The sequence below is a fragment of the Janthinobacterium pasteuri genome (assembly GCF_051380775.1).
GTDB lineage: Bacteria > Pseudomonadota > Gammaproteobacteria > Burkholderiales > Burkholderiaceae_D > Janthinobacterium.
Window position 1 is genome coordinate 18,352 of record NZ_JBNYXS010000038.1, and the last position, 25,855, is coordinate 44,206.

Genomic DNA, 25,855 nt, shown 5'->3' on the forward strand with positions numbered 1-25,855 from the left:
GAAGCGCGTGCAACTGGTACTGGACAAGATCAGCAGGAAGCAGGGGGCTGACGACTATTTATATCCGATGTCGCTGGCGCTGGTGCCGGGCGCCATCAACGTCTTGCTGGGCACCACGCGTGCCGGCAAGACAACCCTGATGCGCGTGATGGCGGGCCTGGACAAACCCAGCGGGGGCACCGTCACGGCCGACGGCGTCGACGTGACGGGCGTGCCCGTCAGCCGCCGCAACCTGGCCATGGTGTACCAGCAATTCATCAACTATCCGGCCTTCACCGTGTACGACAATATCGCCTCGCCGCTGCGCCTGCGCAAGGTGCCCGAGGAGCAGATACGCACGAAAGTGCTGGCGCTGGCCGAGCGCCTGCATATCACCCCGTATCTGCAGCGCACGCCAGGTGAACTGTCGGGCGGCCAGCAGCAGCGCACGGCGTTGGGACGCGCACTGATCAAGGATGCCTCGCTGTTGCTGCTCGATGAACCGCTCGTCAATCTCGACTACAAACTGCGCGAGGAGTTGCGCCGCGAATTGACGGAACTGTTTTCCAGTGGCAGCACGACGGTCGTGTATGCCACCACGGAACCGCTGGAAGCGCTGCAGCTGGGCGGCCACGTGGCCGTGCTGCACGAGGGACGCTTGTTGCAGCAGGGACCGACACTCGATGTCTTCAACGCGCCCAATTCCATCGCCGTGGCGCGCACCTTCAGCGATCCGCCCATCAACCTGATTCCCGCGCGCGTGGATGCGCAGGGCGTGGCGCAGGCAGCCGACGGCTTGTCGATTCACCTGAGCGGCGAGCAGCGCGCCCGCCTGGGCGACAGCACGCAGGTGATCCTCGGCGTGCGCGCGCACAGCCTGCATTTATCTCCCCAGTCCGATGGCGACGTGGCCATCGCGGCGCAGGTGGACCTGGCGGAAATCAGCGGCTCGGAAACCTATGTGCATGCGCGCCGTGGCGAGCTGGCCCTGGTGGCGCAGCTCGGTGGCGTGCACAACCTGGACATCGGCAGCGCCTGCACCGTGTATTGCCAGCCCCATGCCTTGCTGATCTTCGCGCAAGACGGCGGGCTGCTGTTTGCTCCTGGGCAATCGACGACAGGAGGAACTTGACATGGCGCGCATCGAACTGGTCGACCTGGCCCACGCCTACAAACCGAACCCGACGGCACCCGCCGATTATGCGCTGCGGCCCATGAGCATGGAATGGCGTGACGGCGGCGCCTACGCCTTGCTGGGGCCGTCCGGCTGCGGCAAGACGACCTTGCTCAATATCATTTCCGGCCTGGTGAAACCGTCGCATGGCAAGGTGTTGTTCGACGGTAAGGATGTGACGCAGCTGCCCACCGAAGCGAGGAATATCGCGCAAGTGTTCCAGTTTCCCGTCATCTACGACACCATGACCGTGCACGACAACCTGGCTTTTCCGCTGCGCAATCGCGGCTGGAAAGAGATCGACGTGAAAAAGCGCGTGCAGCAGGTGGCGCAGATGCTGGAGTTGACGGGCGACTTGAAACTGCGGGCCAGCGGTCTGTCCGTGGACGTCAAGCAAAAGATCTCGCTGGGGCGTGGCCTCGTGCGCCCCGACGTGGCGGCCGTGCTGTTCGATGAACCGCTGACGGTGATCGACCCGCATTTGAAATGGCTGCTGCGCAGGAAGTTGAAGGAAATCCACCACGAACTCAAATTGTCGCTGATCTACGTCACGCATGACCAGGTGGAAGCGCTGACCTTTGCCGATCAGGTGGTCGTCATGACGCAGGGCGAAGTGGTGCAGACGGGCAGCGCGCAAGCGCTGTTCGAGGAGCCCGAGCACACGTTTGTCGGCTATTTCATCGGCAATCCGGGCATGAACTTGCTCGATTGCACCCTGGACGATGGCGGCGTGCGCGTGGCGGGGCAGGTGCTGGCCGTGTCCGCTGCGGCGCGCGCGGCGTTATCGGGTGCGCCAGGCAAGATCACCGTGGGGGTGCGGCCCGAGTTTGTCGAGTGCATCACGACGGGGGAAGGCGGCGAAGACACCCTGGCCGCCACCGTCACGGCCGTGCGCAATATGGGCACGCATTACCTGGCGGAATTCCAGCTGGGCAGCGCCACGGTGGCGGCCAAGCTGCGCGCCATCGAGGCCCTCGCCGGTGATGCTGTGCGGCTGCGCTTTCCGCCGCAACGTACCCTTTTCTATGTCAACGATAAGCGGGTGGCCTGATGATACATAACGGTAAAACCGATAACAACCGCCGCGCCTGGCTACTGATCCTGCCCGTGCTGCTGTGCGTGGCATTTTCCGCCATCCTGCCCCTGATGACGGTGGTGAACTATTCCGTGCAGGATATCCTGAGCCCCACGCAAAAGGTGTTTGTGGGCACCGAGTGGTTCCGCATGGTCATGCTCGACGGCGACTTGCACAGCGCCTTGCTGCGCCAGCTGCTGTTTTCCGGCTCCGTGCTGGCGATCCAGATTCCGCTGGGTATCCTGATCGCCCTGTGCATGCCGGCCGATGGCTGGAAGGCGTCGCTGGCGCTGGTGCTGATCGCACTGCCCTTGCTGATTCCCTGGAACGTGGTGGGCACCATCTGGCAAATCTTTGGCCGCGGCGACATCGGCCTGATGGGCTATACGCTGAACCAGTTGGGCTTTGATTACAACTACAACGGTAATTCGCTCGACGCCTGGCTGACGGTGATGGTGATGGATATCTGGCACTGGACGCCCCTGGTGGTGCTGCTGTGCTATGCGGGCTTGCGTGCCATTCCCGACGCGTATTACCAGGCCGCGCGCATCGACGGCGCTTCGCGCCTGGCCGTGTTCCGCTACATCCAGCTGCCGAAACTGCGCAATGTGCTGATGATCGCCGTCTTGCTGCGCTTCATGGACAGTTTTATGATTTACACGGAACCGTTCGTGCTGACGGGTGGCGGGCCCGGCAATGCCACTACCTTTTTGTCGCAATACCTGACGCAAAAGGCCGTGGGCCAGTTCGACCTGGGTCCGGCGTCCGCGTTTTCCCTGATTTACTTCCTGATCATCCTGCTGTTTTGCTTTGTGCTGTACACGTGGATGCAACGCGTCGGCACGGGAGACCAGAAATGATGCACAAGAAAATGAGCAGCGCCATCCTCGTCGTCTTTTTGCTGGCGTCATTGTTGCCCATCTACTGGATGCTCAATATGTCGCTCAAGACCAACGAGGAAATCGTGGGGGTCTTGAGCCTGTGGCCCCAGCAATTGACGTTCGCCAACTACCACACGATCTTTACGGACCGTTCCTGGTACAGCGGCTACATCAATTCCATGCTTTACGTGGCCTTGAACATGGTGATGTCGGTCACCGTCGCCTTGCCGGCCGCGTATGCGTTTTCGCGCTATAACTTCGTGGGCGACAAACATTTATTCTTCTGGCTGCTGACCAACCGCATGACGCCGCCGGCCGTGTTCCTCGTGCCTTTCTTCCAGCTGTATTCGACGGTGGGCCTGATGGATACGCACCTGGCTGTGGCGCTGGCGCACATGGTCTTCAACGTCCCGCTGGCCGTGTGGATACTGGAAGGCTTCATGTCCGGCGTGCCCAAGGAAATCGACGAGACGGCGTATATCGACGGCTACAGCTTCCCGCGCTTCTTCATCCGCATCTTCTTGCCGATGATCAAGTCGGGCGTGGGCGTGACGGCCTTCTTTTGCTTCATGTTCAGCTGGGTGGAGCTGCTGTTGGCGCGCACCTTGACTTCCGTCAATGCCAAGCCCATTGCCGCCACCATGACGCGCACCGTATCGGCGGCCGGCATGGATTGGGGCGTGCTGGCGGCGGCGGGCGTGCTGACCATCGTGCCCGGCGCGCTGGTGATCTGGTTCGTGCGGCATTACATTGCCAAGGGTTTCGCGATGGGGAGGGTGTGACATGGAAAATACAAGCGATAGCACTGCCAGCCTGTTTGGCTGGATGGCCTGGACGCCGGAAGTGGCCATTTTCTTCATTTGCATCGGCTTGATGCTGGCCGGCATGACGGTGTGGCAAATCCGCTCGCCCAGCATCGAGCGCAAGGGCTTCCTGCCCATGCCGACCACGCGCGGCGACCGCCTGTTCATCGGCTTGCTTACGGCCGCCTACGTGAATCTGGCGTGGGCCGGTTTCACGGAAATGCAGCAGGCCATCGGGGCTGCCATCAGTTTTGCACTTTTAGTAGTGGTAATGCGTTGGGGGTGAGCCGGCTTGCCGGTGTTGATGGAGGCCGGACCGTCAGCAGGCGGCCGGTAATAAAATAAAAGGAGATTCACGATGAAATTGAAGTTCACGGTCTTCGCGGCTGCAGCCATGCTCGTGTCGAATGCGGCCCTGGCAGACGCCAAGCAGGCGCAAACCTGGATCGACAAGGAATTCCAGCCATCCAGCCTGAGCAAGCAGCAACAGCTTGCTGAAATGAAATGGTTCATCGATGCGGCGGCCAAGCTGAAAGCCAAGGGCATCAATGAAATTTCCGTGGTTTCGGAAACCATCGACACCCACGTCTACGAATCGAAGACCCTGACCAAGGCCTTCGAGGAAATCACGGGCATTAAGGTGCGCCACGACATCATCCAGGAAGGCGATGTGGTGGAAAAGCTGCAAACGTCGATGCAGTCGGGCAAGAGCATCTATGACGGCTGGATTTCCGATTCCGACCTGATCGGCACGCACTACCGCTATGGCGCCGTGGAACCGTTGTCCGACTACATGGTTGGCAAGGGCAAGGAATTCACGAATCCCGGCCTGGACTTGAAGGATTTCATCGGTATCAGCTTTACCACGGCGCCCGATGGCAAGGTATATCAATTGCCCGACCAGCAATTTGCCAACCTGTATTGGTTCCGTGCCGACTGGTTCGCGCGCAAGGATCTGCAAGCCAAGTTCAAGGCCAAGTATGGTTACGAGCTGGGCGTGCCGCAAAACTGGTCCGCCTATGAAGACATCGCCGATTTCTTTACGAATGACGTGAAGGAACTGGACGGCAAAAAAGTCTATGGCCACATGGATTATGGCAAGAAAGATCCATCGCTGGGCTGGCGTTTCACCGATGCCTGGCTGTCGATGGCTGGCGCAGCCGACAAGGGCATTCCGAACGGCATGCCGGTCGACGAGTGGGGCATCAAGGTAGCGGCCGACAAGTGCACACCCGTGGGCGCATCGATGTCGCGCGGCGGCGCCACCAATTCACCGGCGGCCGTGTTTGCGCTGACGAAATATATCGACTGGATGAAGAAATATGCGCCGCCGCAAGCGAACGGCATGAATTTCTCGGAATCGGGCCCCGTGCCGGCGCAGGGTGAAATCGCCCAGCAAATCTTCTGGTACACGGCATTTACGGCTGGCATGACGAAGCCGGGCTTGCCGGTGGTCAATAAGGACGGTACGCCGAAATGGCGCATGGCGCCGTCGCCGCATGGCCCGTACTGGAAAGAGGGCATGCAGAATGGCTACCAGGACGTGGGGTCCTGGTTCCTGTTCAAGTCCACGCCGGATGACCGCAAGGCCGCTGCCTGGCTGTATGCGCAATTCGTGACCTCGAAAACCGTGTCGCTGAAGAAATCCATCGTCGGCCTGACCTTCATCCGCGATTCGGACATCCGCCACGATTACTTCACGAAACATGCGAACGAGTACGGCGGTTTGATCGAGTTCTACCGCAGCCCGGCCCGCGTGGCGTGGACGCCGACGGGCAACAATGTGCCCGACTATCCGAAGCTGGCGCAGCTGTGGTGGAAGAACGTGGCCACGGCCATCACGGCGGAAAAAACGCCGCAAGCCGCCATGGATAACCTGGCCGAGGAAATGGACCAGGTCATGGCGCGCCTGCAGCGGGCGGGCATGAAGGCGTGCGCGCCCAAGCTCAATGCCAAAGGCGACCCGAACCAGTATCTGTCGGACCAGCACGCACCATGGAAAAAGCTGGCAAATGAAAAACCGAAGGGTGAAACGATTGCCTACGATAAATTATTGCAGGCGTGGAAAGAAGGCAAGGTAAGGTAGTCGTGTAAGCTTCTGCCGCCGCTTTCCCGGGGCACGGGCGTTTGCCCGTGCCCCTTTCACTGTATAGACGTAGTAGCGACCATGACCAAATACATACTTGCTGTAGATCAGGGCACCACCAGTTCGCGCGCCATCCTGTTTGACCATGCGGGCCGGCCGCACGCCAGCGCGCAGCGTGAATTCCGCCAGATATTTCCCCAGCCGGGCTGGGTCGAACACGACGCGGGCGACATCTGGGCTTCGCAAGAGGGCGTGCTGCAGCAGGTGCTGCGCGACAGCGGCGTGGCCGCATCCGACGTGGCCGCCATCGGCGTGACCAACCAGCGCGAAACGACGGTGCTGTGGGACCGCGCCACGGGCGAACCTGTCGCCAACGCTATCGTCTGGCAAGACCGGCGCAATGCGGCTTACTGCGAGCAACTGGTCGAGCAGGGCAAGGCGGACCTCATCCAGCGCAAGACGGGCCTCGTGCTGGACGCCTATTTTTCCGCCACCAAGCTCAAATGGCTGCTCGACAACGTGCCTGGTGCCCGCGCGCGCGCCGAGCGGGGCGAGCTGGCCTTCGGCACCGTCGACAGCTGGCTGATCTACAAGATGAGCGGCGCCCACATCACGGACACGAGCAACGCGGCGCGCACCATGCTGTTCAATATCCATACGCTGCAATGGGACACGGATTTGCTGGCGCTGCTGGACATTCCCGGCTCGCTGTTGCCCGACGTCGTGCCATCGAGCGGCGTGGCCGCGCACACGCACGTCGACTTGTTGGGCGTGTCCGTGCCGATCGCCGGCATCGCGGGCGACCAGCAGGCCGCCACCTTCGGCCAGGCGTGCCTGAAACCGGGCATGGCAAAGAATACCTACGGTACCGGCTGCTTCATGCTGATGAATGTGGGCAAGCGCCCCCTGTCCTCGAAAAACCGGCTGTTGACGACGGTGGGCTGGAGCCTGGGGCCGGGAACAAATAAAACTGACTACTTGCTCGAAGGCAGCGCCTTTATCGCGGGTGCGGCCGTGCAATGGATGCGCGATGGGCTGGGCATCATCCGCGACTCGTCCGAAGTGGAAGCGCTGGCCACCAGCGTGCCCGATTCGGGCGGCCTGGTCTTCGTGCCCGCCTTCGCGGGCCTCGGCGCGCCGTACTGGGACCCGTATGCGCGCGGCACCCTGATCGGCATCACGCGCGGCACGGGCAAGGCGCACATCGCGCGCGCCGCATTGGAGGGCGTGGCTTACCAGAACGTGGACGTCTTGTCCGCCATGCAGGATGACGCGGGCATCGCCTTGAGCGAGCTGCGCGTCGACGGCGGCGCGGCCCGCAACGACATGCTGATGCAGTTTCAGGCCGACATATTAAATGTGCCCGTGGTGCGCCCCGTGGTGACGGAAACGACAGCTCTGGGCGCCGCCTACCTGGCGGGCCTGGCCGTGGGTTTCTGGGAATCGCAGGAAGAAATCGCCGCGCAATGGCAGGTGGGACGCCGTTTCGAACCGTCCATGGCGGCCGACGAGCGCCTGACGCGCCTGCACAAATGGCAGCGCGCCGTGGAGCGCTCGCGCGACTGGAGCGAGTGAAAACGGGCGCTCAGGGCCGCATGAAATACACGGCATAGCCCACCGTTTCGCGCGGCACGGAATACAGGTCGCGCAGCTCGAAATAGGGCGCATGCACCTGGCCGCTGACGGCGATGCCGCTGCGCTCCAGCGCCAGCCGGAAGCGGGGCACATGAAAATATTGCGTGGCGACCATGGCTGTCTTCCAGCCGTGCGCGCGCATCAGGGTCGCCGCGTTGCGGGCCGTGGCATCCGTGGTCCAGCCTTGATTATCCTCAATGATGGCGCTGGCCGGCACGCCACGCGACTGCAAATAGCGTGCCATCGATGCCGCCTCGTCAAAACCTTCCTTGCCCGTGGCTCCGCTGACGAGGATGCGCGGCGCCCTGCGTTGCTGGAACTGCTTGAGCGCCACGTCGAGCCGCGCCTGCAGGCGGGGGCTGGGCGTGCCATCGGGCGCGATGGTGTTGCCGGGCACGACGATCACATCGGCCGGGGCCAGCTTGTCGTGCAGTCCCGCCAGCACCAGCGCGGCCGTGGCCAGCAGGAAAACACCGACAGTGCTTGAACCGAGCACAGTTATTTTTCGCATCGTTCATCATCAAGTAGGGAATGGACGCATGATACCCGTCCATTCCCTCCGGCGTCAGTTCGCCTGCGCTTTGCGCGCGCGCTGGTTCGACAGGTAAATATTGTCCTTTTCCAGCGGCTTGCCTTCACGCACGGCAGCCAGCCAGTCCTCGGTGCTGGCGACGGCGGCGAAATTCGAATGAAACACGGTGCTGAAGACGCGGTGGATTTCCTCGGCGCTGGCAGTGCCGCCCGCGTTGGCGTAGGGCAGGGAGCCGGTGGCGTCCTGCAGGAACTCGACTTGCAAGCCGTCGTGCGCGGCCTGGTAAATGGTGGCGGCGTCGCAGTTGTGCGTCATGTAGCCAATCACCGTCAGGGTGTCGATGCCGTGGCCCTCCAGCCAGGCGCGCAAGTCTGTACCCGCAAACGCGCTGGCCATGGTCTTGTTGATGCGGTGGTCGGCAGGGAATGCTGAGACGGCCGGATGCAGTTGCCAGCCATCGCTGCCCTTGGCGAAGATGGGGGAGGTTTCCGGCGCATCGTGCTGGACGACGATGACGGGCACGCCGGCGGCGCGGGCGGCAGACATGGCCTGCACGATGTTGGGCAGGGAAATGTCGACGGATGGGTATTCGATGGGCATGTCGCCCGTGAAGTATTCATTTTGTACATCGATGACGAGCAGGGCGCGGCGTGGGGTAGTGGACATGGGTTCTCCTGGAAGGTTGAAAGGAGGAAACAGCTCCTCGATACGGCCATTGTCAGGCTGCGCGATGCAAACAAAAAGTGGCCTGAAGGCCGATATACGATAAAATCGGGCCATGTCTATTATTCCTGCTTCTTCCTCCCCCTTGAGCGTGGCCGTGATCGCCTTCGACGGCATGACGCCGTTTCACTTGTCCGTGCCTTGCCTCGTGTTTGGCGCTCAGACGGACGAGGCCGATCTACCGCCTTTCCACGTGCGCGTGTGCGCCGCCGAACCCTCACCCTTGCGCACGGCGGCCGGCTTCGACATCACGCCCGAGTTCGGGCTGGAAGGATTGGAGGGGGCCGATATCGTCATCATGCCTGCCTGGCACGACGATTGCCGCGACGCGCCGGCGCCATTCATTGAGGCGCTGCAGGCGGCCAGCCGGCGCGGTGCGCGCATGGTGGGCCTGTGTCTGGGCGCGTTTCCGCTGGCGCAGGCGGGCTTGTTGGATGGCAAGAGCGCGGCCACGCACTGGGGCATGGCGGACCGGCTGGCGGCCCGTTATCCGAAGGTCAGGGTGGACCGGGAAGTGCTGTACGTGGACGATGGCGGCGTGCTGACGTCGGCCGGCGTGGCGGCCGGCCTCGACTGCTGTCTGTACCTGCTGCGCCAGCTGGCCGGCGCCGAGGTGGCGAACCGCGTGGCGCGCCGGCTGCTGGTGGCGCCGCACCGCCAGGGCGGGCAGGCGCAATTCATCGAGCGCCCGCTGCCCGTGTCCGGCAGCGAAGGGCGCTTTGCCGACGTGCTCGCCAGCGTGAGCGCCAAGCTGGACCAGGCGCACAGCATCGACGCGCTGGCCGAGCGGGCCGCCATGAGCCGGCGCAATTTTACGCGCCATTTCCGCCAGGTCATGGGCACGTCGTTCAAGCAATGGCTGCTGAACCAGCGCCTGGCGCATGCGCAAGGCATGCTGGAAAAAAGCGCGGCCTCGATCGACGTCGTGGCGCAAGAGGCCGGCTTCGGCACGGCCCTGTCGCTACGCCAGCATTTCCGGGCGAATTTGCAGACGTCGCCCTCGGCGTATCGCAAGCTGTTCCGGCAGCAACTAGGCCAGGTCGGGCAGCCATAGCGCCGCCGGGTCGCGGCTGCCCTGGGCCAGCTTCGCGCTGACGGCGATTTGCTGCGCAATGAAGGCGGCCGGTTCGAAGGCGTAGCGTTCCTGGAAGGACACGGTTTCCGCGCTCATCAGTTCGGCATACGTTTGCATCAGGGTCGAGGCGCAAAGGTAGTTGCCGTGCTCCAGATAGCTTTCTATGGCGGCCATCAGCACGGGGTAGTCCGCATTGTCCTTGCTGCCGCCAAAGTGGAACGACAACTGCTTGCACGCGCGCCAGATGGGATCGAGTTCCCCCGCCGGCACCGCCTGCGTGCGCAGCCATTGCAAGGCCTTGAATGGCGGGCCGCCCAAGGACGGTGGTGAAATGATGGCCTGGATGGCCACTTTGACGGCTGCATCGACTCTTCCCGCGCGCACATACTGGCCATGCAGCAAGGCCAGCGCATCCGTATATTCGGGAACGATGGCCAGCGCCGCTTCCAGCAGCGCGATGGCCGCGTCCGGGTTGCGTTGCGCGATCTGTTCCTTGGCTTCCAGAAAGGCAGCGCGCGGCGAAGCGGGGTCGTCGGCCAGCGACGGCGTGCCGACACACTCGTCCTCCGCGGCTGCATGGGCTTGCAGAAACGCCGCCAGGCTGGAAAAGTGTGGCTGGATACGCCACTCGTCGTGCCACGTCTCGACCACGATCGGTTCGGACGCTTCGCGGCCGATGGGCCAGTACAGGCCGAAAGTGTCGCCATTGCCCAGCGCGCCTTCGGAAAAGGGAGTGAATCCGAGCGGTGGGTACGCTGTCGTGTGTTGCCAGTCCTGGTCTGTCGAGATGTGCGTGAGGCTTGCGGGTAATTGCATGGTGGCACCGGAGCATAAAACGCCAGTGTAGAACAAGAGGACGCAGCGGGCGCGTCCCCGTGGCTTGCTTGCGCGGCTTACTTGCGCGGCTCGTGTATCCGGAATTTCTTCACGACACCCGCCTGGTCGAACATGACGGCCACTTCGCGCGTGCCTTTTTCACCCAGCAGGGGGATCAGCCGCGTCACCTTGGGCGCTTGCAGCTGGTTTTTGTAGACCCAGACTTCATAGCCGGGATCGAAGCTGACGACGGTGGCGTTGCCCAGGGCCGCGTCGAGGTCGAGGCGGGTGGTCTTGCCGACCTTGATGTTCTGATAGATGGCGCCATTGTCCGGCGCGCGGTTGACCTTGTATTCACTGGCGGTGCACATGGCCACGGCCAGGCCCGCGAGGCAGGAAGCTGCCAGTTTTATCAATGTGTTCATATGGACTCCCAGTGTGCATCACTGCTTCCAGTCTCAGAGGGGACGGGCGTGATGTCAGGATAGGAGTGTGCTTGCGTCGCCACGAATGTGCTACGAGATTATACAAAGGCGTAAAAAATGATGCCGACGGTGCCGGCAGGCGGTACCTTCAGCGGTTTTGCAGCACTTCGGTCGAGAGCGCCAGGGTTTCCTTGATTTCTTCCATCACCACATAGCTTTTCGATTGCGCGGCGCCGGGCAGCTGCAGCAGCATGTCGCCCAGCAGCTTGCGGTACTCGGCCATTTCATGGATGCGCGCCTTGATCAGGTAGTCGAAGTCGCCCGACACCAGGTGGCATTCCTGCACTTCGGGAATTTGCAGCACTTCGCGGCGGAATTGCTCGAAGGCGGACGCCGATTTTTGATTGAGCGTAATCTCTACAAAGACGAGCAGCTTGGCGCCCAGCGCGGCCGGGTTCACCTTGGCATGGTAGCCAGTGATGACGCCGTCGCGCTCCATGCGCTTGACCCGTTCGATGCAGGGTGTGATGGACAGGCCCACCTGTTCGCCCAGGTCTTTCATCGAGATGCGGCCATCCTGTTGCAGGATGCGCAGGATGTGGCGGTCCAGCTTGTCGAGGCCACGTGCCGATTCTTTAAGGATTCTCATGATTTATTGCTGAATATCTCGATTTATACGTGAACAAATACTGGCTCTTTCCCAATATGATAGCGGTTAATCTGGCGTCAGCCTAAAAAATATAATGAGGAAACTATGCGTATCGTGATTCTGGGTAGCGGCGTCATCGGCGTCACCAGTGCTTACTATCTGGCCAAGGCAGGACATGAAGTGACCGTCATCGACCGCCAGCCGGGCCCGGCACTGGAAACCAGCTTCGCGAATGCGGGGCAAATCTCGCCCGGCTACGCCTCGCCATGGGCTGCGCCCGGCATTCCCTTGAAAGCCGTGAAGTGGATGATGCAGCGCCACGCGCCCCTGGCCATCTCGCTCGACGGCAGCGCCGCCCAGCTCAAATGGATGTGGCAGATGTTGCGTAACTGCACACCGGAAGCGTATGCGGTGAACAAGGAACGCATGGTGCGCCTGGCTGAATACAGCCGCGACTGCTTCAAGGTGCTGCGCGCGGAGGCGGGCATCACGTATGAAGGCCGCCAGCAAGGCACGATGCAATTGTTCCGCACTGAAAAGCAATACAACGACGCCGCGAAAGATATCGAAGTGTTGAAAGATGCAGGCGTGCCGTATGAAGTGCTGCAGCGCAACGAGCTGTCGCGCGCCGAACCGGCACTGGAAGCGGTCAAGGATAAACTGTTCGGCGGCTTGCGCCTGCCCAACGATGAAACCGGCGATTGCCAGCTGTTTACCACGCGCCTGTCGGAAATGGCTGTGGCGCTGGGCGTGAAGTTCCGTTATGGCGTGGCGATCGACGCGTTGCTGACGCAGGGCGACGAAATTGCTGGCGTGCAATGCGGCGCGGAAATCGTCAAGGCCGATTCCTATGTGGTGGCCCTGGGTTCCTACTCGACCGGCTTCATGAAGCCGCTGCTGGACATTCCTGTGTATCCATTGAAGGGCTATTCGATCACCGTGCCGATCGTCAACGCGGCCAAGGCCCCCGTATCGACCATCCTCGATGAAACCTACAAGATTGCCGTGACGCGTTTTGACGACCGCATCCGCGTGGGCGGCATGGCGGAAATCGCCGGCTACAACCTGAACCTGAACCCGCGCCGCCGCGAAACCCTGGAAATGGTCGTCAACGACCTGTTCCCCGGCGGCGGCAACACGGCGGAAGCCACGTTCTGGACTGGCCTGCGCCCGATGACGCCGGACGGCACGCCGATCGTCGGCCGCACGCCGCTGCGCAACCTGTTCCTGAACACGGGTCACGGCACCCTGGGCTGGACCATGTCCTGCGGTTCGGCGCAATTGCTGGCCGACCTGATGTCGTCGAAACAGCCGGCTATTTTGGCAGACGACCTGTCCGTCAGCCGCTACAGCGGCGCGCAGGGCAATGGCAAACTGCAACACGCGGTGGCCTGAGATGGCGGCCAGCATGCCTCCGAAGGAACGTAGCGGCGCCATCCTGACGGTCGACCTGGACGCCGTGCGCGCCAACTACCGCTTGCTGCGCGACAAGGCCCATCCGGCCGCCTGCTCGGCCGTGGTGAAGTCCGATGCGTATGGCCTCGGCGCCGCGCAAGTGGGCGCGGCCCTGTATGAAGAGGGTTGCCGCCATTTCTTCGTGGCCCACCTGGAAGAGGGCATCAGCCTGCGCCCGCATGTGGCGCCGGACGCGGAAATTTTCGTGCTGCACGGCCCGCCCGTCGATACGGAAGGCGAATTCACCGCCCACGGCTTGATACCCGTGCTCAACAGCGAGCCGCAGGTGGCGGGCTGGCGCAAGCATGCAGCAGCGCTGGGCACCACCCTGAACGCCGTCGTGCAAGTCGATACGGGCATGTCGCGCATGGGCTTGTCGCCGCAGGAAATCGACGCCTGGCTGCTTGACCCTCACTTTCTCGACGGCATCAAGGTGCGCTACATCATGAGCCACCTGGCGTGCGCCGACGAGCGCAACAACCCGATGAATGGCGAGCAACTGGCCCGTTTCAGCGCCATCCGCGCCCGTTTGCCGCAGTACCGCGCCAGCCTGGCCAATTCCTCGGGCATCTTTTTGTCGCCCGACTATCACTTTGACCTGGTGCGCCCCGGTGCGGCCCTGTACGGCATCGCGCCGCAAGGCGACGCGCCCAATCCGCTGCGCTCCGTGGTGCGCCTGCAGGGCAAAGTGCTGCAGACGCGCACGATCGCCGCCGGCGACCACGTGGGCTACAGCCGCCGCTACACGGCCAGCGAGCCGCGCCAGGTGGCGACTATTTCCGTCGGCTATGCCGATGGCTGGCTGCGCAGCATGAGCAACCAGGGCCTGGCCATCGTCGATGGCGTGAAAGTGCCGCAGATCGGCGCCATTTCCATGGATTCCATCACGCTGGACGTGAGCGCCATCGCGCAGGAGCGCGTCGCGCCGGGCAGCCTGGTCGACCTGATCTGCGCCGAACACCCGGTCGACGCCGTGGCGGCCATGGCCAATACCATCGGCTATGAAGTGCTGACAAATCTTGGCGGGCGCTACTACCGCGAGTATCAGGGATTAGCCGGCGCCGCACGCTAAGCAGCGCGAAACCGATGATTGTGTGGCAAGATAGCCCTGACGTGCGTCGCACTTCAGGGCTTTTTTTTAACCATCATCGGGGACTTTCATGAGCCAATATCAAGTTGCAATCATCGTCGGCAGCCTGCGCAAGGATTCCTTCAACCGCAAGTTGGCCGACGCCATCATCAAGCTGGCGCCGCCCGAGTTTTCCTTCAAACATATCGACATCGGTGACTTGCCGCTGTACAACCAGGACGATGATGGCGCGCAGGCTGAGCAGGTGCTGCGCCTCAAATCCGACATTTCCGCTTCGCAAGCCTTGCTCTTCCTCACGCCCGAATACAACCGCTCGATCCCCGGCGTGCTGAAAAACGCCCTCGACCACGGTTCGCGCCCGTACGGCCAGAGCGTGTGGGGCGGCAAGCCGGGCGCCGTGCTCGGTGTTTCCGTGGGCGCCACGGGCACGGCCCTGGCGCAGCAGCATTTGCGCAATGTGCTGGCCTACCTGGACGTGCCCCTGCTGGGCCAGCCAGAGATGTTTATCCAGGCCAAGGACGGCCTGTTCGACGAGCATGGCGGCATCGGCCCGGCCAGTCTGGGCTTCTTCCAGGGGTGGATGCAGCGCTATGTGGACTGGGTCAGGAAACACGCCATTCACGCTTGATGCATATCAAGGCGGCAGCGTTCTGCGTTGCCGCTTGTACACATTCTTTGACCATTGATGCCAAGATTTCAATATTGGCACGGGTGTCTCGGTATAATGCGCCCTTTCTTTAGCGCAATATTTTTTCTTGCCGACGCCATGTGGACTAAACCTGTTCCGCGCATGAACTTGCGCCGTTTGATCGTGCTCGTGGCCTTTGCCAGCGCCCTGGTGTCCCTGGCCAATACGTTTTATGCCAGCTACAGCGTGCAGCGCCAGTTGCTGATCGATACCACTCTGGAAGCGAATCACGCGTATGCGAGCAAGCTGGCCAGCACGGCCGAGGATTTTCTGCAGTCGGCGCGCCAGCAGCTCGCCTACAGCGCGGGCAGCTTGCCTGCGCGCATGGGCGACGAGCAGTGGCTGACGGATGAGGCGCAGCGCCTGCGCCTGCAAACGAACAGCTTCAATTCCGTGCTCATCGTCGATGCCCAGGGCAAGGTGCTGGGCGTGTCGCCGGAAACCCTGGCCCTGAAAAACCGCACGCTCGATTCGGCCGGCGCCGTGCAGGCGCTGCGCGAGCGGCGCCCGCTGGTGACGCAGCCCTACGTCTCTTCGGCAGGCAACCTGGTGGTCTTCATCTCGCATCCCATCATCGGCAAGGATGGCCGCTACCTCGGTTATGTGGGCGGCAGCATCTACCTGAAACAGAAAAATATCCTGTACACCATGCTGGGCCAGCATTACTACCGCGATGGCTCCTACCTGTACGTGGTGGACCAGAAGCGGCGTCTGCTATACCACCCGGACCCTGATCGCCTGGGCGACGTGGCTGGCAGCAATGAAATCATCGACGCCATTATCGCGCAGCAGGGCGGCGGCAACCGGCGCATGTACAACAGCCTGGGCGTGGATATGCTGGCCGGCTACGCCGTCATGCCGTCGACGGGCTGGGGTATCGTGGCGCAGCGTCCGACGGCCATGACACTGGCCCCGCTGAACCAGCTGATGGCCAATACGGTGTGGCATTCGCTGCCGATCGCCTTGCTGAGCCTGCCATTCATCTGGTGGCTGGCCAGCCTGATTTCGCGGCCCCTGGTGCAGCTGGCCGAGGGCGCGCGGCACATGGATGCGCCCGGCACGGCAGAACACATCGCCGCCATCCGCTCGTGGTATGTGGAAGCGGCGCAGATCAAGAAAGCCTTGCTGAAGGGCCTGGCGCTGTTGCAGAACAAGATTGGCAAGCTGAAGACCGATGTGCAGACGGACCCGCTGACGGGCTTGTCGAATCGGCGCGGCATGGCGGCGGCGCTGGACGACTGGCAGGCGCAGGCGCGGCCGTTTTCCGTCATCGCCATCGATATCGACCATTTCAAGCAAGTCAACGACCGCTGGGGCCATGCCGTTGGCGACGAGGTCATCCTGCACCTGGCGCAGCTGATGCGCGCCTGTTCGCGCGATGCTGACGTGCTGTGCCGCAATGGCGGCGATGAATTCATCATGCTGCTGCCCGATGCCGACCTCGACGTGGCCATGCAGGTGGCCGAGCGCCTGCGCGCCAAGGTGGCAGCCGCCGTGATTCCCGGCGCGGGCGCCATCACGGTCTCGCTGGGCGTGGTCTCGTCATCGCACGGCGGGCGCAGCACGGACGCCGTGCTGCTGGCCGCCGACGCGGCCCTGTATGTGGCCAAGGAAAATGGACGCAATTGCGTGGGCATCACGGAGCCCGCCTGACAGGCAGCCGTGCGGCATACACTGATCCGCTGTTTTCTGTTGTATCTGAGCCTGTCCGGTTTGCCCGCCAGCGCTTACCATGTGGCCCTGATCAGGTACGACGAGGACAGCAGGTATGGCAGGGATGGATATTGATGATGTTTGAGCAAGAACCTGGCATCTGCTGCGAGGTCAATGGTCAGCCGCACCCGCTGGCCTTCCTCGATTGCCGCGAACTCAACTACGGCCAGCACAGCGTGCTGCCGCTGCACCCGTTCCGCCTGAGCGTGCCGGAAGCGGCGCTGGCGGGACTGCTCGACGAACCGTTCAACAGTTTCGTGCAGGATTGCCGCGAAGACGACTTGCAATACGAGGAAAGCGACTTGCCCGCGCTCAGGGACGCCGGCTACCCGGACATCATGGCCATGCTGGCGGGCCATCGGCCGCTGCTGGCCGAAATGATTGACGACTTCATGATCGGCGACCTGATGTGCGCCATCGGGCGCGCCAGCGGCTACTGCCGGCCCCGCGCCCGTTACAGGGGCGACGTGGAAGCGGCTGATGGCCGCGCATATTTCACCGTCAATCAAGTGGAGAAAATCCATTTTGCCGCTGGCCAGGTCATATTGGAGGGGCAGGGCTATTACGGCGTGTACGTGATCTGGCTGACGCACGGCGACGGGCGAAAATAGGGACTTGACCTTCCTCGTGTGGGAAGGTTTATAGTCTTGCCATGAACCGTGCCTTTTTACGCTTTCTCGCCCGCTCGCTGCTCTGGCTGCTGGCCGTCACGCTGCCCTTGCAGGGCTTTGCGTCGGCCATGCGCAGCTGCTGCGTGGACGAGCTGGCGGCGGCGGTCACCGTCACCGCTGTAGTCATGCAGGCACCCCAGTGCCACGACATGGGCGACATGGCAGATATGGCCGACATGCAGATGACGGACCAGCCGATGAAAATGGCCATGGACGATGGCGGCACCACGCACCATGGCCACGATTGCAGCAACCATGGCGCTTGCACCGTGGGTGCCACGGCGCCTCCGGGCATGCCGGCCCTGCACGCCTTGACCCTGCGCGCGCCGCCTCCGGCGCTGGCGCCCGATTGCCTGTTCGCCGGGCATATCCCGCTTGGTCCCGAACGTCCCCCGAGAAGCACGCGCTCCGCCTGACCGCCCGTTGAACCTGGCGGTGCCGCCGTCGCACGTCCCTGCATCTGGATCTTGCAGCTTGTACCGGCCGCGCCAGCGTTCCCGTCGCGCGCCCACCGCGCCATACCCTGTCCTTCAAGGAATACCATGAAACAATTATTCAGCCTCACGCTGGCCGCCGGCATTGCGCTTGCCGCGCTGTCGCTGGCCGCCGTCGCGCAGTCTCAGCCTGCCCCGCAAGAGGCGCAAGCGTCCGTGCCGGCTACTACTTACCGCTCCGCTTTCGCCGGCTACCGTCCCGCCGCCGAAGACGACGCCACGCCCGACCAGACCTGGCGCGCCCTCAACGAGAAAGTCGGCAAGGCAGGTGGCCACATGGGCATGATGAAGATGGAGGGCCACAAGAAGGACGGCCACAAGATGCCCATGGATAAGCCCAGTCCCCAGCCCGCTCCCCAGCCCGCCCCGCAACACCAGCATGAAGGACACTGACATGGCCCGTTTCACAAAATCAACTTGCCTGACGCCACTGGCGCTGGCGGCCGTTCTGCTGCTGAATGGCTGCACCAGCTTCAGCCCCGATGGCGGCATGCAGACGGTGTCCGCGCTGGCCGACGCCCGCACGGGCGCACCCGACGCGCTGGCGGACAAGGGCGGCGAGGAAAAATTGGCTAGCCTGCTGGCCCAGCCTTTGGACGCCGACAGCGCCGTGCGCATCGCCCTGATGAACAACCACGCCATGAAAGTGGCGCTGGCCGAACTGGGTGCGTCCGAGGCGGACCTGGTGCAAGCGGGGCGCTTGCGCAATCCCGGCCTGTCGTTCGGCCGCTCGCATGGTAGCAACGGCAATGAAATCGACCGGGGCGTCAGCTTCGACCTGGCCGGCTTGCTGACCATGCCGATGCGCGTGAATATCGAGCGGGGCCGTTTCGAGCAAGCCAAGCTGCAAGCGGCCATCAGCGCCGTGCAACTGGCATCGGATACGCGCCGCGCCTATTTCAATGCTGTCGCTGCCGTGCAGACGCAAGCCTTCATGCAGCGGGCGCTGCTGTCGGCCGAGGCGGGCGCCGAGCTGGCCACGCGCTTGCAGCAGGCGGGCAACTGGAGCCGCCTCGATCAGGCGCGCCAGCAAGTGTTTTATGCCGATGCCGTCGGCGACCTGGCCCGCGCGCGCCACCAGGCTACGGCCACGCGCGAGCACCTGACGCGTTTGCTGGGCCTGTGGGGCAAGCAGACAGCCTTCACTTTGCCATCGCGCCTGCCCGACTTGCCGGCCCAGGCCTTGGACGCCGCCAATATCGAGGCGCAGGCGATGGAGCAGCGCCTCGACGTGCAGAGAGCGAAACTCGATGCGCACGCGACGGCCGACGCGCTGGGCCTGGCCAAGGTGACGGGTTTCATCAATGTGCTCGACGTGGGCTATACCAACAAGAGCACGAGCGAGGCGCCGCGCGAGAATGGCTATCAGGTTTCGCTGGAATTGCCCCTGTTCGACTGGGGTTCGGCGCGCAACGCCAGGGCGCAAGCCTTGTACGAGCAATCGCTGCAGCGTACGGCGGGCACGGCGGTGCGGGCCCGCTCCGAAGTGCGCGAAGCGTATTCCAGCTACCGCACGGCGTATGACCTGGCGCGCCACTACCGCGATGAAGTCGTGCCGCTGCGCAAGACGATCTCGCATGAAGTATTGCTGCGCTACAACGGCATGCTGGCCAGCGTGTTCGAGCTGCTGGCTGACGCGCGCGAGCAGGTCGCCAGCGTCAACAGCGCCATCGAGACCCAACGCGATTTCTGGATCGCCCAAACCGAATTGCAATCGGCCATCAATGGCAGCGGCCCAGCCGCGAAGGAATAATGATGATTACACGTAGAAACTTTTTCATGAATGCAGGCGCCGTCGCCCTGAGTGCCGCGGCCGTCAGCCGCGTGGCTGCGGCCTCGTTGCCGGAAGCCGTCAGCATGGCTGGCGCGGAAACGAAAGCGCCGCCACCACCGCCGAACGGGCGGCCATTCAACCCCGTCGTCACCCTGAATGGCTGGTCCTTGCCCTGGCGCATGAACAACAATGTCAAGGAATTCCATTTGGTGGCCGAACCCGTCGTGCGCGAACTGGCGCCCGGCATGATGGCCAATCTGTGGGGTTACAACGGCCAGTCGCCGGGCCCCACCATCGAAGTGGTGGAGGGCGACCGGGTACGCATCTTTGTCACCAATAAATTACCGGAACACACGAGCGTGCACTGGCATGGCCAGCGCTTGCCCAACGGCATGGATGGCGTCACGGGCCTGACCCAGCCGGGCATTCCTCCCGGCAAGACTTTCGTGTATGAATTCGTTGCCAAGCGGCCTGGCACTTTCATGTACCACCCGCATGCCGATGAAATGACGCAGATGGCCATGGGCATGATGGGCTTCTGGGTGACGCACCCGAAAGACCCGAACTTCATGAAGGTGGACCGCGATTTCGTCTTCCTGCTGAGCAATTACGACATCGATCCCGGCAGCTACACGCCGAAGATCATGACCATGACGGATTTTAATCTGTTCACCTTCAACAGCCGCGTCTTCCCCGGCATCGACCCCATGGTCGTGCGCCAGGGCGACAAGGTACGCGTGCGCGTGGGCAATCTGACCATGACCAACCACCCGATCCACATGCATGGCCATGAATTCGAGGTGACGGGCACGGATGGCGGCTGGACGCGCCCCGAATCGCGCTGGCCTGAAGTGACCACGGACGTGGCCGTGGGCCAGATGCGCGCCGTGGAGTTCACGGCCACGGACCTGGGAGACTGGGCTTTCCACTGCCACAAGTCGCACCATACGATGAATGCCATGGGGCATGACGTGCCCACCATGATCGGCGTCGACCACCAGGGCGTGGCGGCGAAGATCAACCAGCTCGTGCCCGGCTACATGGTGATGGGCGAACGGGGCATGGCTGACATGGGCGAGATGCAGATGCCGATCCCCGACAACACCTTGCCGATGATGGCCGGCGAGGGCCCGTTCGGCGCCATCGGCATGGGCGGCATGTTTACGACAGTCAAGGTGCGCAAGGACCAGAAACCGGGCGATTACCGCGATCCTGGCTGGTACAAGCACCCGGCCGGCAGCGTGGCGTATGAATGGACGGGCGTCTTGCCGGAGCCGGTGCGCGGCCAGGGCGCTGGCAAACCGGTGGCGAAAGGCAGCGTCGAAATGACGGTGCGCAAGCCGGCCGCTCACAGCGGGCATTAATCTCGCGCATTGCCGGCGTCACGACGAACGGCTTGCCTAGCATGGCAAGCCGTTTTGCATGTTGTTTAATATCAAGGAATTATTATGTAGTGACAATCTGAGCATTTTTTTTCGTGATTTTTCTTTATATTCAAGCCAGATCATTCCAGTTACTTTTGGTATCGGCCAGTCTACGGGGGGGAATCATGTTGAACCGGATGAAGGTGGGAACGCGCTTGCTGGCGGCATTTTTTTGTGTCGCGCTGATGGGGGCCGTCGTGGCCGGCATCGGTATCTTCAACATGGGCAAGATCGATACCATGGCGGGGCAGATGTACAACAGTGAATTGATGGGCTTGTCGTACATCAAGGAAGCCAACATCGCCTTGATCAAGGTGGGCCGCGCCCGTAGTAATTTCTTGCTGGCCACTACTCCAGAGGAGCGCGCCACGCGCCAGGCCGACATCGCCAAATTCCTCGACATGAATAAAAGCTACCTTGCCAAGGCGGAACCGCTGTTCGTCACGCCGGCTGCCAAGCAGTTGTTTGCCCGCTTCGCCGCCGTCGAAGCCGTGTACGTCGTCACCATGCAGCAGGCGCTAACCTTGGCGGCGGCCGAACCGCTGGCCCAGCGCAGCGCGCAAATGGTCGATCTGCTCAACAAGACGCGCCAGCATGCCGATGAACTCGACGGTATGCTGGATAAGCTCTCGCTGCAGAAAGAAGAGCGCGCCAGGGCTGCAGCCGCGCAGGCGTCGGGCGTGTACCAGGCCAGCCGCAGCTTCATGCTCGCGCTGGTGCTGGCCAGCATGGTGGCCGGCCTGGCGCTGGGGGCGCTGATCACGCGCGGACTGACGCGCCAGCTGGGCGGCGAACCGGCGTATGCCGTGAGGATCGCGGGCGCCATCGCCGAGGGTGACCTCACCGTGGATATCCGCACGGCCAGCCACGACAACGGCAGTCTGCTGTTTGCCATGAAAACCATGCGCGACAAGCTGGTGGGCATCGTCAGCCAGGTGCGCTCGGGCACGGATACCATCAACACGGCTTCGGGCGAAATCGCCCAGGGCAACCTGGATTTGTCGTCACGCACGGAAGAGCAGGCCAGTTCGCTGGAAGAAACCGCGTCCTCGATGGAGCAGCTGACGTCGGCCGTGCGCCAGAACGCGGACAATGCGCGCCAGGCCAATACGCTGGCCGGCGCCGCCTCCGATGTGGCCGGCAAGGGCGGCGTCGTGGTGGGGCAGGTGGTGCAGACGATGGAATCGATCAATGCCTCCTCACGCAAGATCGTCGACATCATCAGCGTCATCGACGGCATCGCCTTCCAGACCAACATTCTGGCCTTGAACGCGGCCGTGGAAGCGGCCAGGGCGGGCGAGGAGGGGCGAGGTTTCGCCGTCGTGGCGTCCGAAGTGCGCAACCTGGCACAGAGGTCCAGCCAGGCCGCCAAGGAAATCAAGACCCTGATCGGCGACTCCGTCGAGCAGGTGGAAATCGGTTCCAGGCTCGTGCATGACGCGGGCAAGACGATGGATGAAGTCGTCGCCAGCGTGCGCCAGGTGGCCGACATCATGCAGGAAATCACGGCCGCCAGCGCCGAACAGAGTGCCGGCATCGAGCAAGTCAACCAGGCCGTCTTGCAAATGGACCAGGTGACGCAGCAGAACGCGGCCCTGGTGGAGGAGGCGGCGGCTGCCGCCGAGTCGCTGCAAGACCAGGCGCAGACCTTGACGGAACTGGTGGGCGTGTTCCGCCTGCATGCCCAGGCCGAACGAATCGCCGTGGCCTCGCCCAGCAATGTCACGCCACTGCGCCGCCCGGCGCCTCCTGTCAAGCAGGGCGTGCGACGCCTGGCTTGAACGCGGCAGGATCGGGCGCAACACGCACACATGGGCTTGGTGGTAGGCTGTCGCTATTGCGCATTTGCCACTTCCGAGTTCCTCCATGTCATCTCCTTTCCTGCCGCCCTTATGTTTCTCTCTATTGCTGATGTCCCTGGCGCCATTGGCGCAGGCGCAGGACGGCGATCCCGTCCTGCCTTACCGACCTTCCGTGGCCAGTCCCGCCCAGCTGCCTGTGCCAGGCCAACTGGAGTTCGAGGTGGGCGGCCTGCTGTCGAAAACGGACGACACGCGCCGTGCCAGCCTCCCATACACGTTTAAACTGGCGTTCACGCCCGAATGGGGCTTGCTGCTGGAAGGCGAGGGGATCGAGCGCGCGCGCGATGAAACGGGCCGGCGCGAGACGGGCGTGGGCGACACGACCATCGTGCTCAAGCGCGCCTTTGAGCTCGACAGCGCCACGGCGCTGGGCCTGGAACTGGGCTGGAAGTTACCGACGGCCAAGGACGCCATCGGCAGCGGCAAGAGCGACGTGTCGCTGAACGGCATTGTCAGCCGCGACCTGGGCGCCGTGCACATGGACGCCAACCTGAACGCCACGCGCCTGGGGGCGACAGACCCTGGCACGGGCAGGGTACAAACGGGCTGGGCGGCCTCCTTTTCCACGCCCGTCAGCGCGCGCTGGGGCGCAACGGCGGAAGTGTCGGGCACGCGTTTGCGCGGCGCGCCGGCCACCGCGCAGTTGCTGCTGGCGGCCACGTACAGTCCCACGCCGCGGCTGGCCATCGATATCGGCATGGCGCGCGGCTTGACGGCGGCGTCTCCGGACTGGTCGCTGTTCAGCGGACTGGTTGTGCCTTTGGGCAAGCTGTGGTGAGTTTGCCAAGGCTTTCCTTATGTGTCCTTGCGAACAAACTAGCTGACGCACAAGGTCTACAATCAGGACATCACTGATAAAAGGAGTGTCCCGTGAAAACCCTAATGCTTGCCGCCGCCTTGCTGTCGGCCGCCACCGCTGCTGTTGCCCAGGTCTCCGTCACCGTCGGCCAGCCCGGCTTTTACGGACGCATCGACATAGGCGACTATCCCGCGCCGCAATTGATCTACGCCCAGCCCGTCATCGTGCAGCGCCCGCAATACTATTCAGCCCGTCCCATCTATTTGCGCGTGCCGCCCGGTCATGCGAAACATTGGTCCAAGCACTGCCGCAAGTATAATGCCTGTAACCAAGAAGTGTATTTCGTACAAGATAGTTGGTATAACAATCAATATGCTCCCCGCTATCGCCAGCAGCATGGCGATCATGGCCGTCCCGATTATCGCGACCATGACCGTGATCGCGGCCACGATGACAAGCGCAACAAGCATGAAGGCAAGCGCGACAAGCATGAAGGCAAGCGCGACAAGCATGATGACAATCCGGGCAGAGGCCATGGCAACGGCAACGGGCGCAGGGACTAAACAAACAAGCAGGAGGATCTTTGCATAGTAAAATCGTTATCGTAGGTGGTGGCGCAGGCGGCCTGGAGCTGGCCTGCAAACTCAGCCGCAAGCTCGGCCCCGGCCAGGTGACTCTGGTCGACAGCCGCCTGTACCATATCTGGAAGCCGTCGCTGCATGAGGTAGCGGCCGGCACGCTGGACATTCATCAAGAGGGCCTGTCGTACCAGATGCTGGCGCATGACAATGGTTTTACCTATGTCTATGGCCCCCTGATCGCGCTCGACGCGGCGTCGAACAGCCTCTCCGTGGGCGCCATCGCCACCGACAAGGATGAGCAGCTCTTGCCGCAACGGCAGATCCACTACGACCAGCTGGTGCTGGCCGTGGGCAGCACCTCGAATTACTTCGGCGTGCCCGGTGCCAAGGAAAACACGATTTCCCTGAATGCCACGGAAGACGCCGAACGTTTCCGCCTGACGCTGTTGAAACTGCTGGCCATGGCCGAGCAGCGCCAGGGCGACGCGGGCCATCCCGGTGTCGACATCGTCATCATCGGCGGGGGCGCCACGGGCGTGGAGCTGGCGGCCGAATTGCGCGAAGCGAGCGGCGTGTATGCCGCGTATGGTTTCCAGAATCTCAACGCTATCAAGGACGTGCGCATCACCCTGCTCGAAGGGGCGCCGCGCATCCTGGCGCCGCTGCCCGAGCGCGTCTCCATCGCCGCCTCGAAACTGCTGCACAAGCATGGCATCAGCGTGGTGACCGATACGCGCGTCACCACGATCGAAGCCGACAAGGTGACGGTGGCCAGCGGCACCAGCTATGCGGCCGACATCTGCGTGTGGGCCGCCGGCATCCGCGCGCCGGAATTCCTGTCGACGTTGGGCTTGCCGACGAATCGCGCCGGCCAGCTGGAAGTGACGGGCATGCTCAACGTGCAAGGCCATGCGAATATTTTCGCGCTGGGCGACTGCGCCGCCTGCACGGGGCCGGACGGCAAGCTGGTGCCGCCGCGCGCCCAGGCAGCCCATCAGCAAGCCGATTACCTGCTGAAAACCTTCCTGCTGCAAGCGAAGGCCAAGCCGCCGCAAACCAAGCCGTATGAATACCTGGACTACGGTTCGCTGGTGTCGTTTGGCCGCACTACCTCGGTGGGCACCCTGATGGGTTCCCTGAAGGGCCTGAGCTGGTTCGTGGAAGGTTTTGTCGCGCGCATGATGTATGTGAGCCTGCACCTGATGCACCACAACGCCGTGCTGGGCAGCGTGCGCACGGCTGTCATGGCCATGGGCCGTTTCCTGATCAAGCGCAGCACGCCGCAGGTCAAGCTGCATTAAGCCGTTGCTATCAAACTGGAATAGGGGCCTTGCGAACTGAACCCCAAAAGTTGGACACCAACTTTTGGGGTTTTTTCATGACCAAGTACAACGAGCAGTTCAAGCTGACAGTGGTTCGGCAATATCTGGATGGCCGGCAAGGCTATAAAT

General features: G+C 62.8%; 26 protein-coding genes. 21 read left to right on the plus strand and 5 right to left on the minus strand.

The window, feature by feature from the left end; genetic code table 11:
• The first annotated feature begins 7 nt into the window (after positions 1–7).
• From ACQ4WN_RS25015 to glpK, 7 genes are all read left to right on the plus strand, one after another.
• Positions 8–1,111: an ABC transporter ATP-binding protein gene (locus tag ACQ4WN_RS25015; RefSeq protein ID WP_436553947.1), complete on the plus strand. Its 1,104-nt coding sequence runs from the start codon at positions 8–10 to the stop codon at positions 1,109–1,111.
• A gap of 1 nt (position 1,112) precedes the next feature.
• The gene (locus tag ACQ4WN_RS25020; RefSeq protein WP_436553948.1) at positions 1,113–2,204 is read left to right on the plus strand and encodes an ABC transporter ATP-binding protein; all 1,092 of its coding nucleotides are present in this window, start codon (positions 1,113–1,115) and stop codon (positions 2,202–2,204) included.
• Entirely contained in the window at positions 2,204–3,088 is an 885-nt protein-coding gene (locus ACQ4WN_RS25025) for a carbohydrate ABC transporter permease (RefSeq protein WP_034754965.1), read from the plus strand. Before ACQ4WN_RS25020 ends, ACQ4WN_RS25025 begins: the two co-directional genes overlap by 1 nt.
• Positions 3,085–3,891 (plus strand): carbohydrate ABC transporter permease, encoded by an 807-nt coding sequence (locus ACQ4WN_RS25030; RefSeq protein WP_436553949.1) that lies wholly within the window; start codon positions 3,085–3,087, stop codon positions 3,889–3,891. Before ACQ4WN_RS25025 ends, ACQ4WN_RS25030 begins: the two co-directional genes overlap by 4 nt.
• 31 nt (positions 3,892–3,922) lie before the next feature.
• Positions 3,923–4,198 carry a DUF2160 domain-containing protein gene (locus ACQ4WN_RS25035; protein ID WP_436553968.1) on the plus strand — a complete coding sequence of 92 codons (276 nt, stop codon included), beginning with the start codon at positions 3,923–3,925 and terminating at the stop codon, positions 4,196–4,198.
• Positions 4,199–4,270: 72 nt separating this feature from the next.
• Entirely contained in the window at positions 4,271–5,998 is a 1,728-nt protein-coding gene (locus tag ACQ4WN_RS25040; RefSeq protein WP_436553950.1) for an ABC transporter substrate-binding protein, read from the plus strand.
• An 81-nt stretch (positions 5,999–6,079) separates the two neighbouring features.
• Positions 6,080–7,573, plus strand: a complete 1,494-nt coding sequence (gene glpK / locus ACQ4WN_RS25045; protein ID WP_436553951.1) for a glycerol kinase GlpK — start codon at positions 6,080–6,082, stop codon at positions 7,571–7,573.
• Positions 7,574–7,583: 10 nt separating this feature from the next.
• Here the strand turns inward: glpK and ACQ4WN_RS25050 are convergent, their stop codons facing one another.
• Entirely contained in the window at positions 7,584–8,144 is a 561-nt protein-coding gene (locus ACQ4WN_RS25050) for a YdcF family protein (protein ID WP_436553952.1), read from the minus strand.
• A 54-nt stretch (positions 8,145–8,198) separates the two neighbouring features.
• On the minus strand, positions 8,199–8,831 hold the full coding sequence (locus ACQ4WN_RS25055; protein ID WP_436553953.1) for a cysteine hydrolase family protein: 633 nt from the start codon (positions 8,829–8,831) through the stop codon (positions 8,199–8,201).
• Between the two features lie 142 nt (positions 8,832–8,973).
• On the opposite strand from ACQ4WN_RS25055, the gene ACQ4WN_RS25060 reads away from it, so the two are divergent.
• Complete coding sequence (locus tag ACQ4WN_RS25060) at positions 8,974–9,942, plus strand: GlxA family transcriptional regulator (protein WP_436553969.1); 969 nt, start codon at positions 8,974–8,976, stop codon at positions 9,940–9,942.
• On the opposite strand, the gene ACQ4WN_RS25065 is transcribed toward ACQ4WN_RS25060, so the two are convergent.
• From ACQ4WN_RS25065 to ACQ4WN_RS25075, 3 genes are all read right to left on the minus strand, one after another.
• Positions 9,919–10,779 (minus strand): tetratricopeptide repeat protein, encoded by an 861-nt coding sequence (locus ACQ4WN_RS25065; protein WP_436553954.1) that lies wholly within the window; start codon positions 10,777–10,779, stop codon positions 9,919–9,921. The genes ACQ4WN_RS25060 and ACQ4WN_RS25065 overlap by 24 nt on opposite strands.
• 77 nt (positions 10,780–10,856) lie before the next feature.
• Positions 10,857–11,204: a hypothetical protein gene (locus tag ACQ4WN_RS25070; protein ID WP_070222194.1), complete on the minus strand. Its 348-nt coding sequence runs from the start codon at positions 11,202–11,204 to the stop codon at positions 10,857–10,859.
• Positions 11,205–11,352: 148 nt separating this feature from the next.
• Entirely contained in the window at positions 11,353–11,853 is a 501-nt protein-coding gene (locus ACQ4WN_RS25075; RefSeq protein WP_071322999.1) for an Lrp/AsnC ligand binding domain-containing protein, read from the minus strand.
• 105 nt (positions 11,854–11,958) lie between these two features.
• Between ACQ4WN_RS25075 and ACQ4WN_RS25080 the strand changes: the two genes are divergently transcribed.
• The 13 genes from ACQ4WN_RS25080 (at position 11,959) to ACQ4WN_RS25140 (ending at position 25,705) form a co-directional block, all read left to right on the plus strand.
• The gene (locus ACQ4WN_RS25080) at positions 11,959–13,248 is read left to right on the plus strand and encodes a D-amino acid dehydrogenase (protein ID WP_436553955.1); all 1,290 of its coding nucleotides are present in this window, start codon (positions 11,959–11,961) and stop codon (positions 13,246–13,248) included.
• 13 nt (positions 13,249–13,261) lie between these two features.
• Positions 13,262–14,380 carry an alanine racemase gene (alr, locus tag ACQ4WN_RS25085; RefSeq protein WP_436553956.1) on the plus strand — a complete coding sequence of 373 codons (1,119 nt, stop codon included), beginning with the start codon at positions 13,262–13,264 and terminating at the stop codon, positions 14,378–14,380.
• An 88-nt stretch (positions 14,381–14,468) separates the two neighbouring features.
• A complete protein-coding gene (locus ACQ4WN_RS25090) occupies positions 14,469–15,026 on the plus strand; it encodes an NADPH-dependent FMN reductase (RefSeq protein ID WP_353656460.1) in 558 nt (185 codons plus the stop codon).
• A gap of 138 nt (positions 15,027–15,164) precedes the next feature.
• Positions 15,165–16,739, plus strand: a complete 1,575-nt coding sequence (locus ACQ4WN_RS25095) for a sensor domain-containing diguanylate cyclase (protein ID WP_436553957.1) — start codon at positions 15,165–15,167, stop codon at positions 16,737–16,739.
• A gap of 134 nt (positions 16,740–16,873) precedes the next feature.
• The gene (locus ACQ4WN_RS25100) at positions 16,874–17,410 is read left to right on the plus strand and encodes a hypothetical protein (RefSeq protein WP_436553958.1); all 537 of its coding nucleotides are present in this window, start codon (positions 16,874–16,876) and stop codon (positions 17,408–17,410) included.
• A 41-nt stretch (positions 17,411–17,451) separates the two neighbouring features.
• On the plus strand, positions 17,452–17,886 hold the full coding sequence (locus ACQ4WN_RS25105) for a hypothetical protein (RefSeq protein WP_436553959.1): 435 nt from the start codon (positions 17,452–17,454) through the stop codon (positions 17,884–17,886).
• A 126-nt stretch (positions 17,887–18,012) separates the two neighbouring features.
• Complete coding sequence (locus ACQ4WN_RS25110; protein WP_436553960.1) at positions 18,013–18,357, plus strand: hypothetical protein; 345 nt, start codon at positions 18,013–18,015, stop codon at positions 18,355–18,357.
• 1 nt (position 18,358) lies between these two features.
• The gene (locus ACQ4WN_RS25115) at positions 18,359–19,717 is read left to right on the plus strand and encodes a TolC family protein (protein WP_436553961.1); all 1,359 of its coding nucleotides are present in this window, start codon (positions 18,359–18,361) and stop codon (positions 19,715–19,717) included.
• Between the two features lie 2 nt (positions 19,718–19,719).
• Complete coding sequence (locus ACQ4WN_RS25120; protein WP_436553962.1) at positions 19,720–21,102, plus strand: multicopper oxidase family protein; 1,383 nt, start codon at positions 19,720–19,722, stop codon at positions 21,100–21,102.
• A gap of 185 nt (positions 21,103–21,287) precedes the next feature.
• On the plus strand, positions 21,288–22,943 hold the full coding sequence (locus ACQ4WN_RS25125) for a methyl-accepting chemotaxis protein (RefSeq protein WP_436553963.1): 1,656 nt from the start codon (positions 21,288–21,290) through the stop codon (positions 22,941–22,943).
• An 85-nt stretch (positions 22,944–23,028) separates the two neighbouring features.
• Positions 23,029–23,802 (plus strand): transporter, encoded by a 774-nt coding sequence (locus tag ACQ4WN_RS25130; protein WP_436553964.1) that lies wholly within the window; start codon positions 23,029–23,031, stop codon positions 23,800–23,802.
• Between the two features lie 92 nt (positions 23,803–23,894).
• Positions 23,895–24,386, plus strand: coding sequence for a hypothetical protein (locus tag ACQ4WN_RS25135; RefSeq protein WP_436553965.1), 492 nt, complete (start codon positions 23,895–23,897; stop codon positions 24,384–24,386).
• Between the two features lie 20 nt (positions 24,387–24,406).
• On the plus strand, positions 24,407–25,705 hold the full coding sequence (locus tag ACQ4WN_RS25140; RefSeq protein WP_436553966.1) for an NAD(P)/FAD-dependent oxidoreductase: 1,299 nt from the start codon (positions 24,407–24,409) through the stop codon (positions 25,703–25,705).
• The last annotated feature ends 150 nt before the right edge of the window (positions 25,706–25,855 follow it).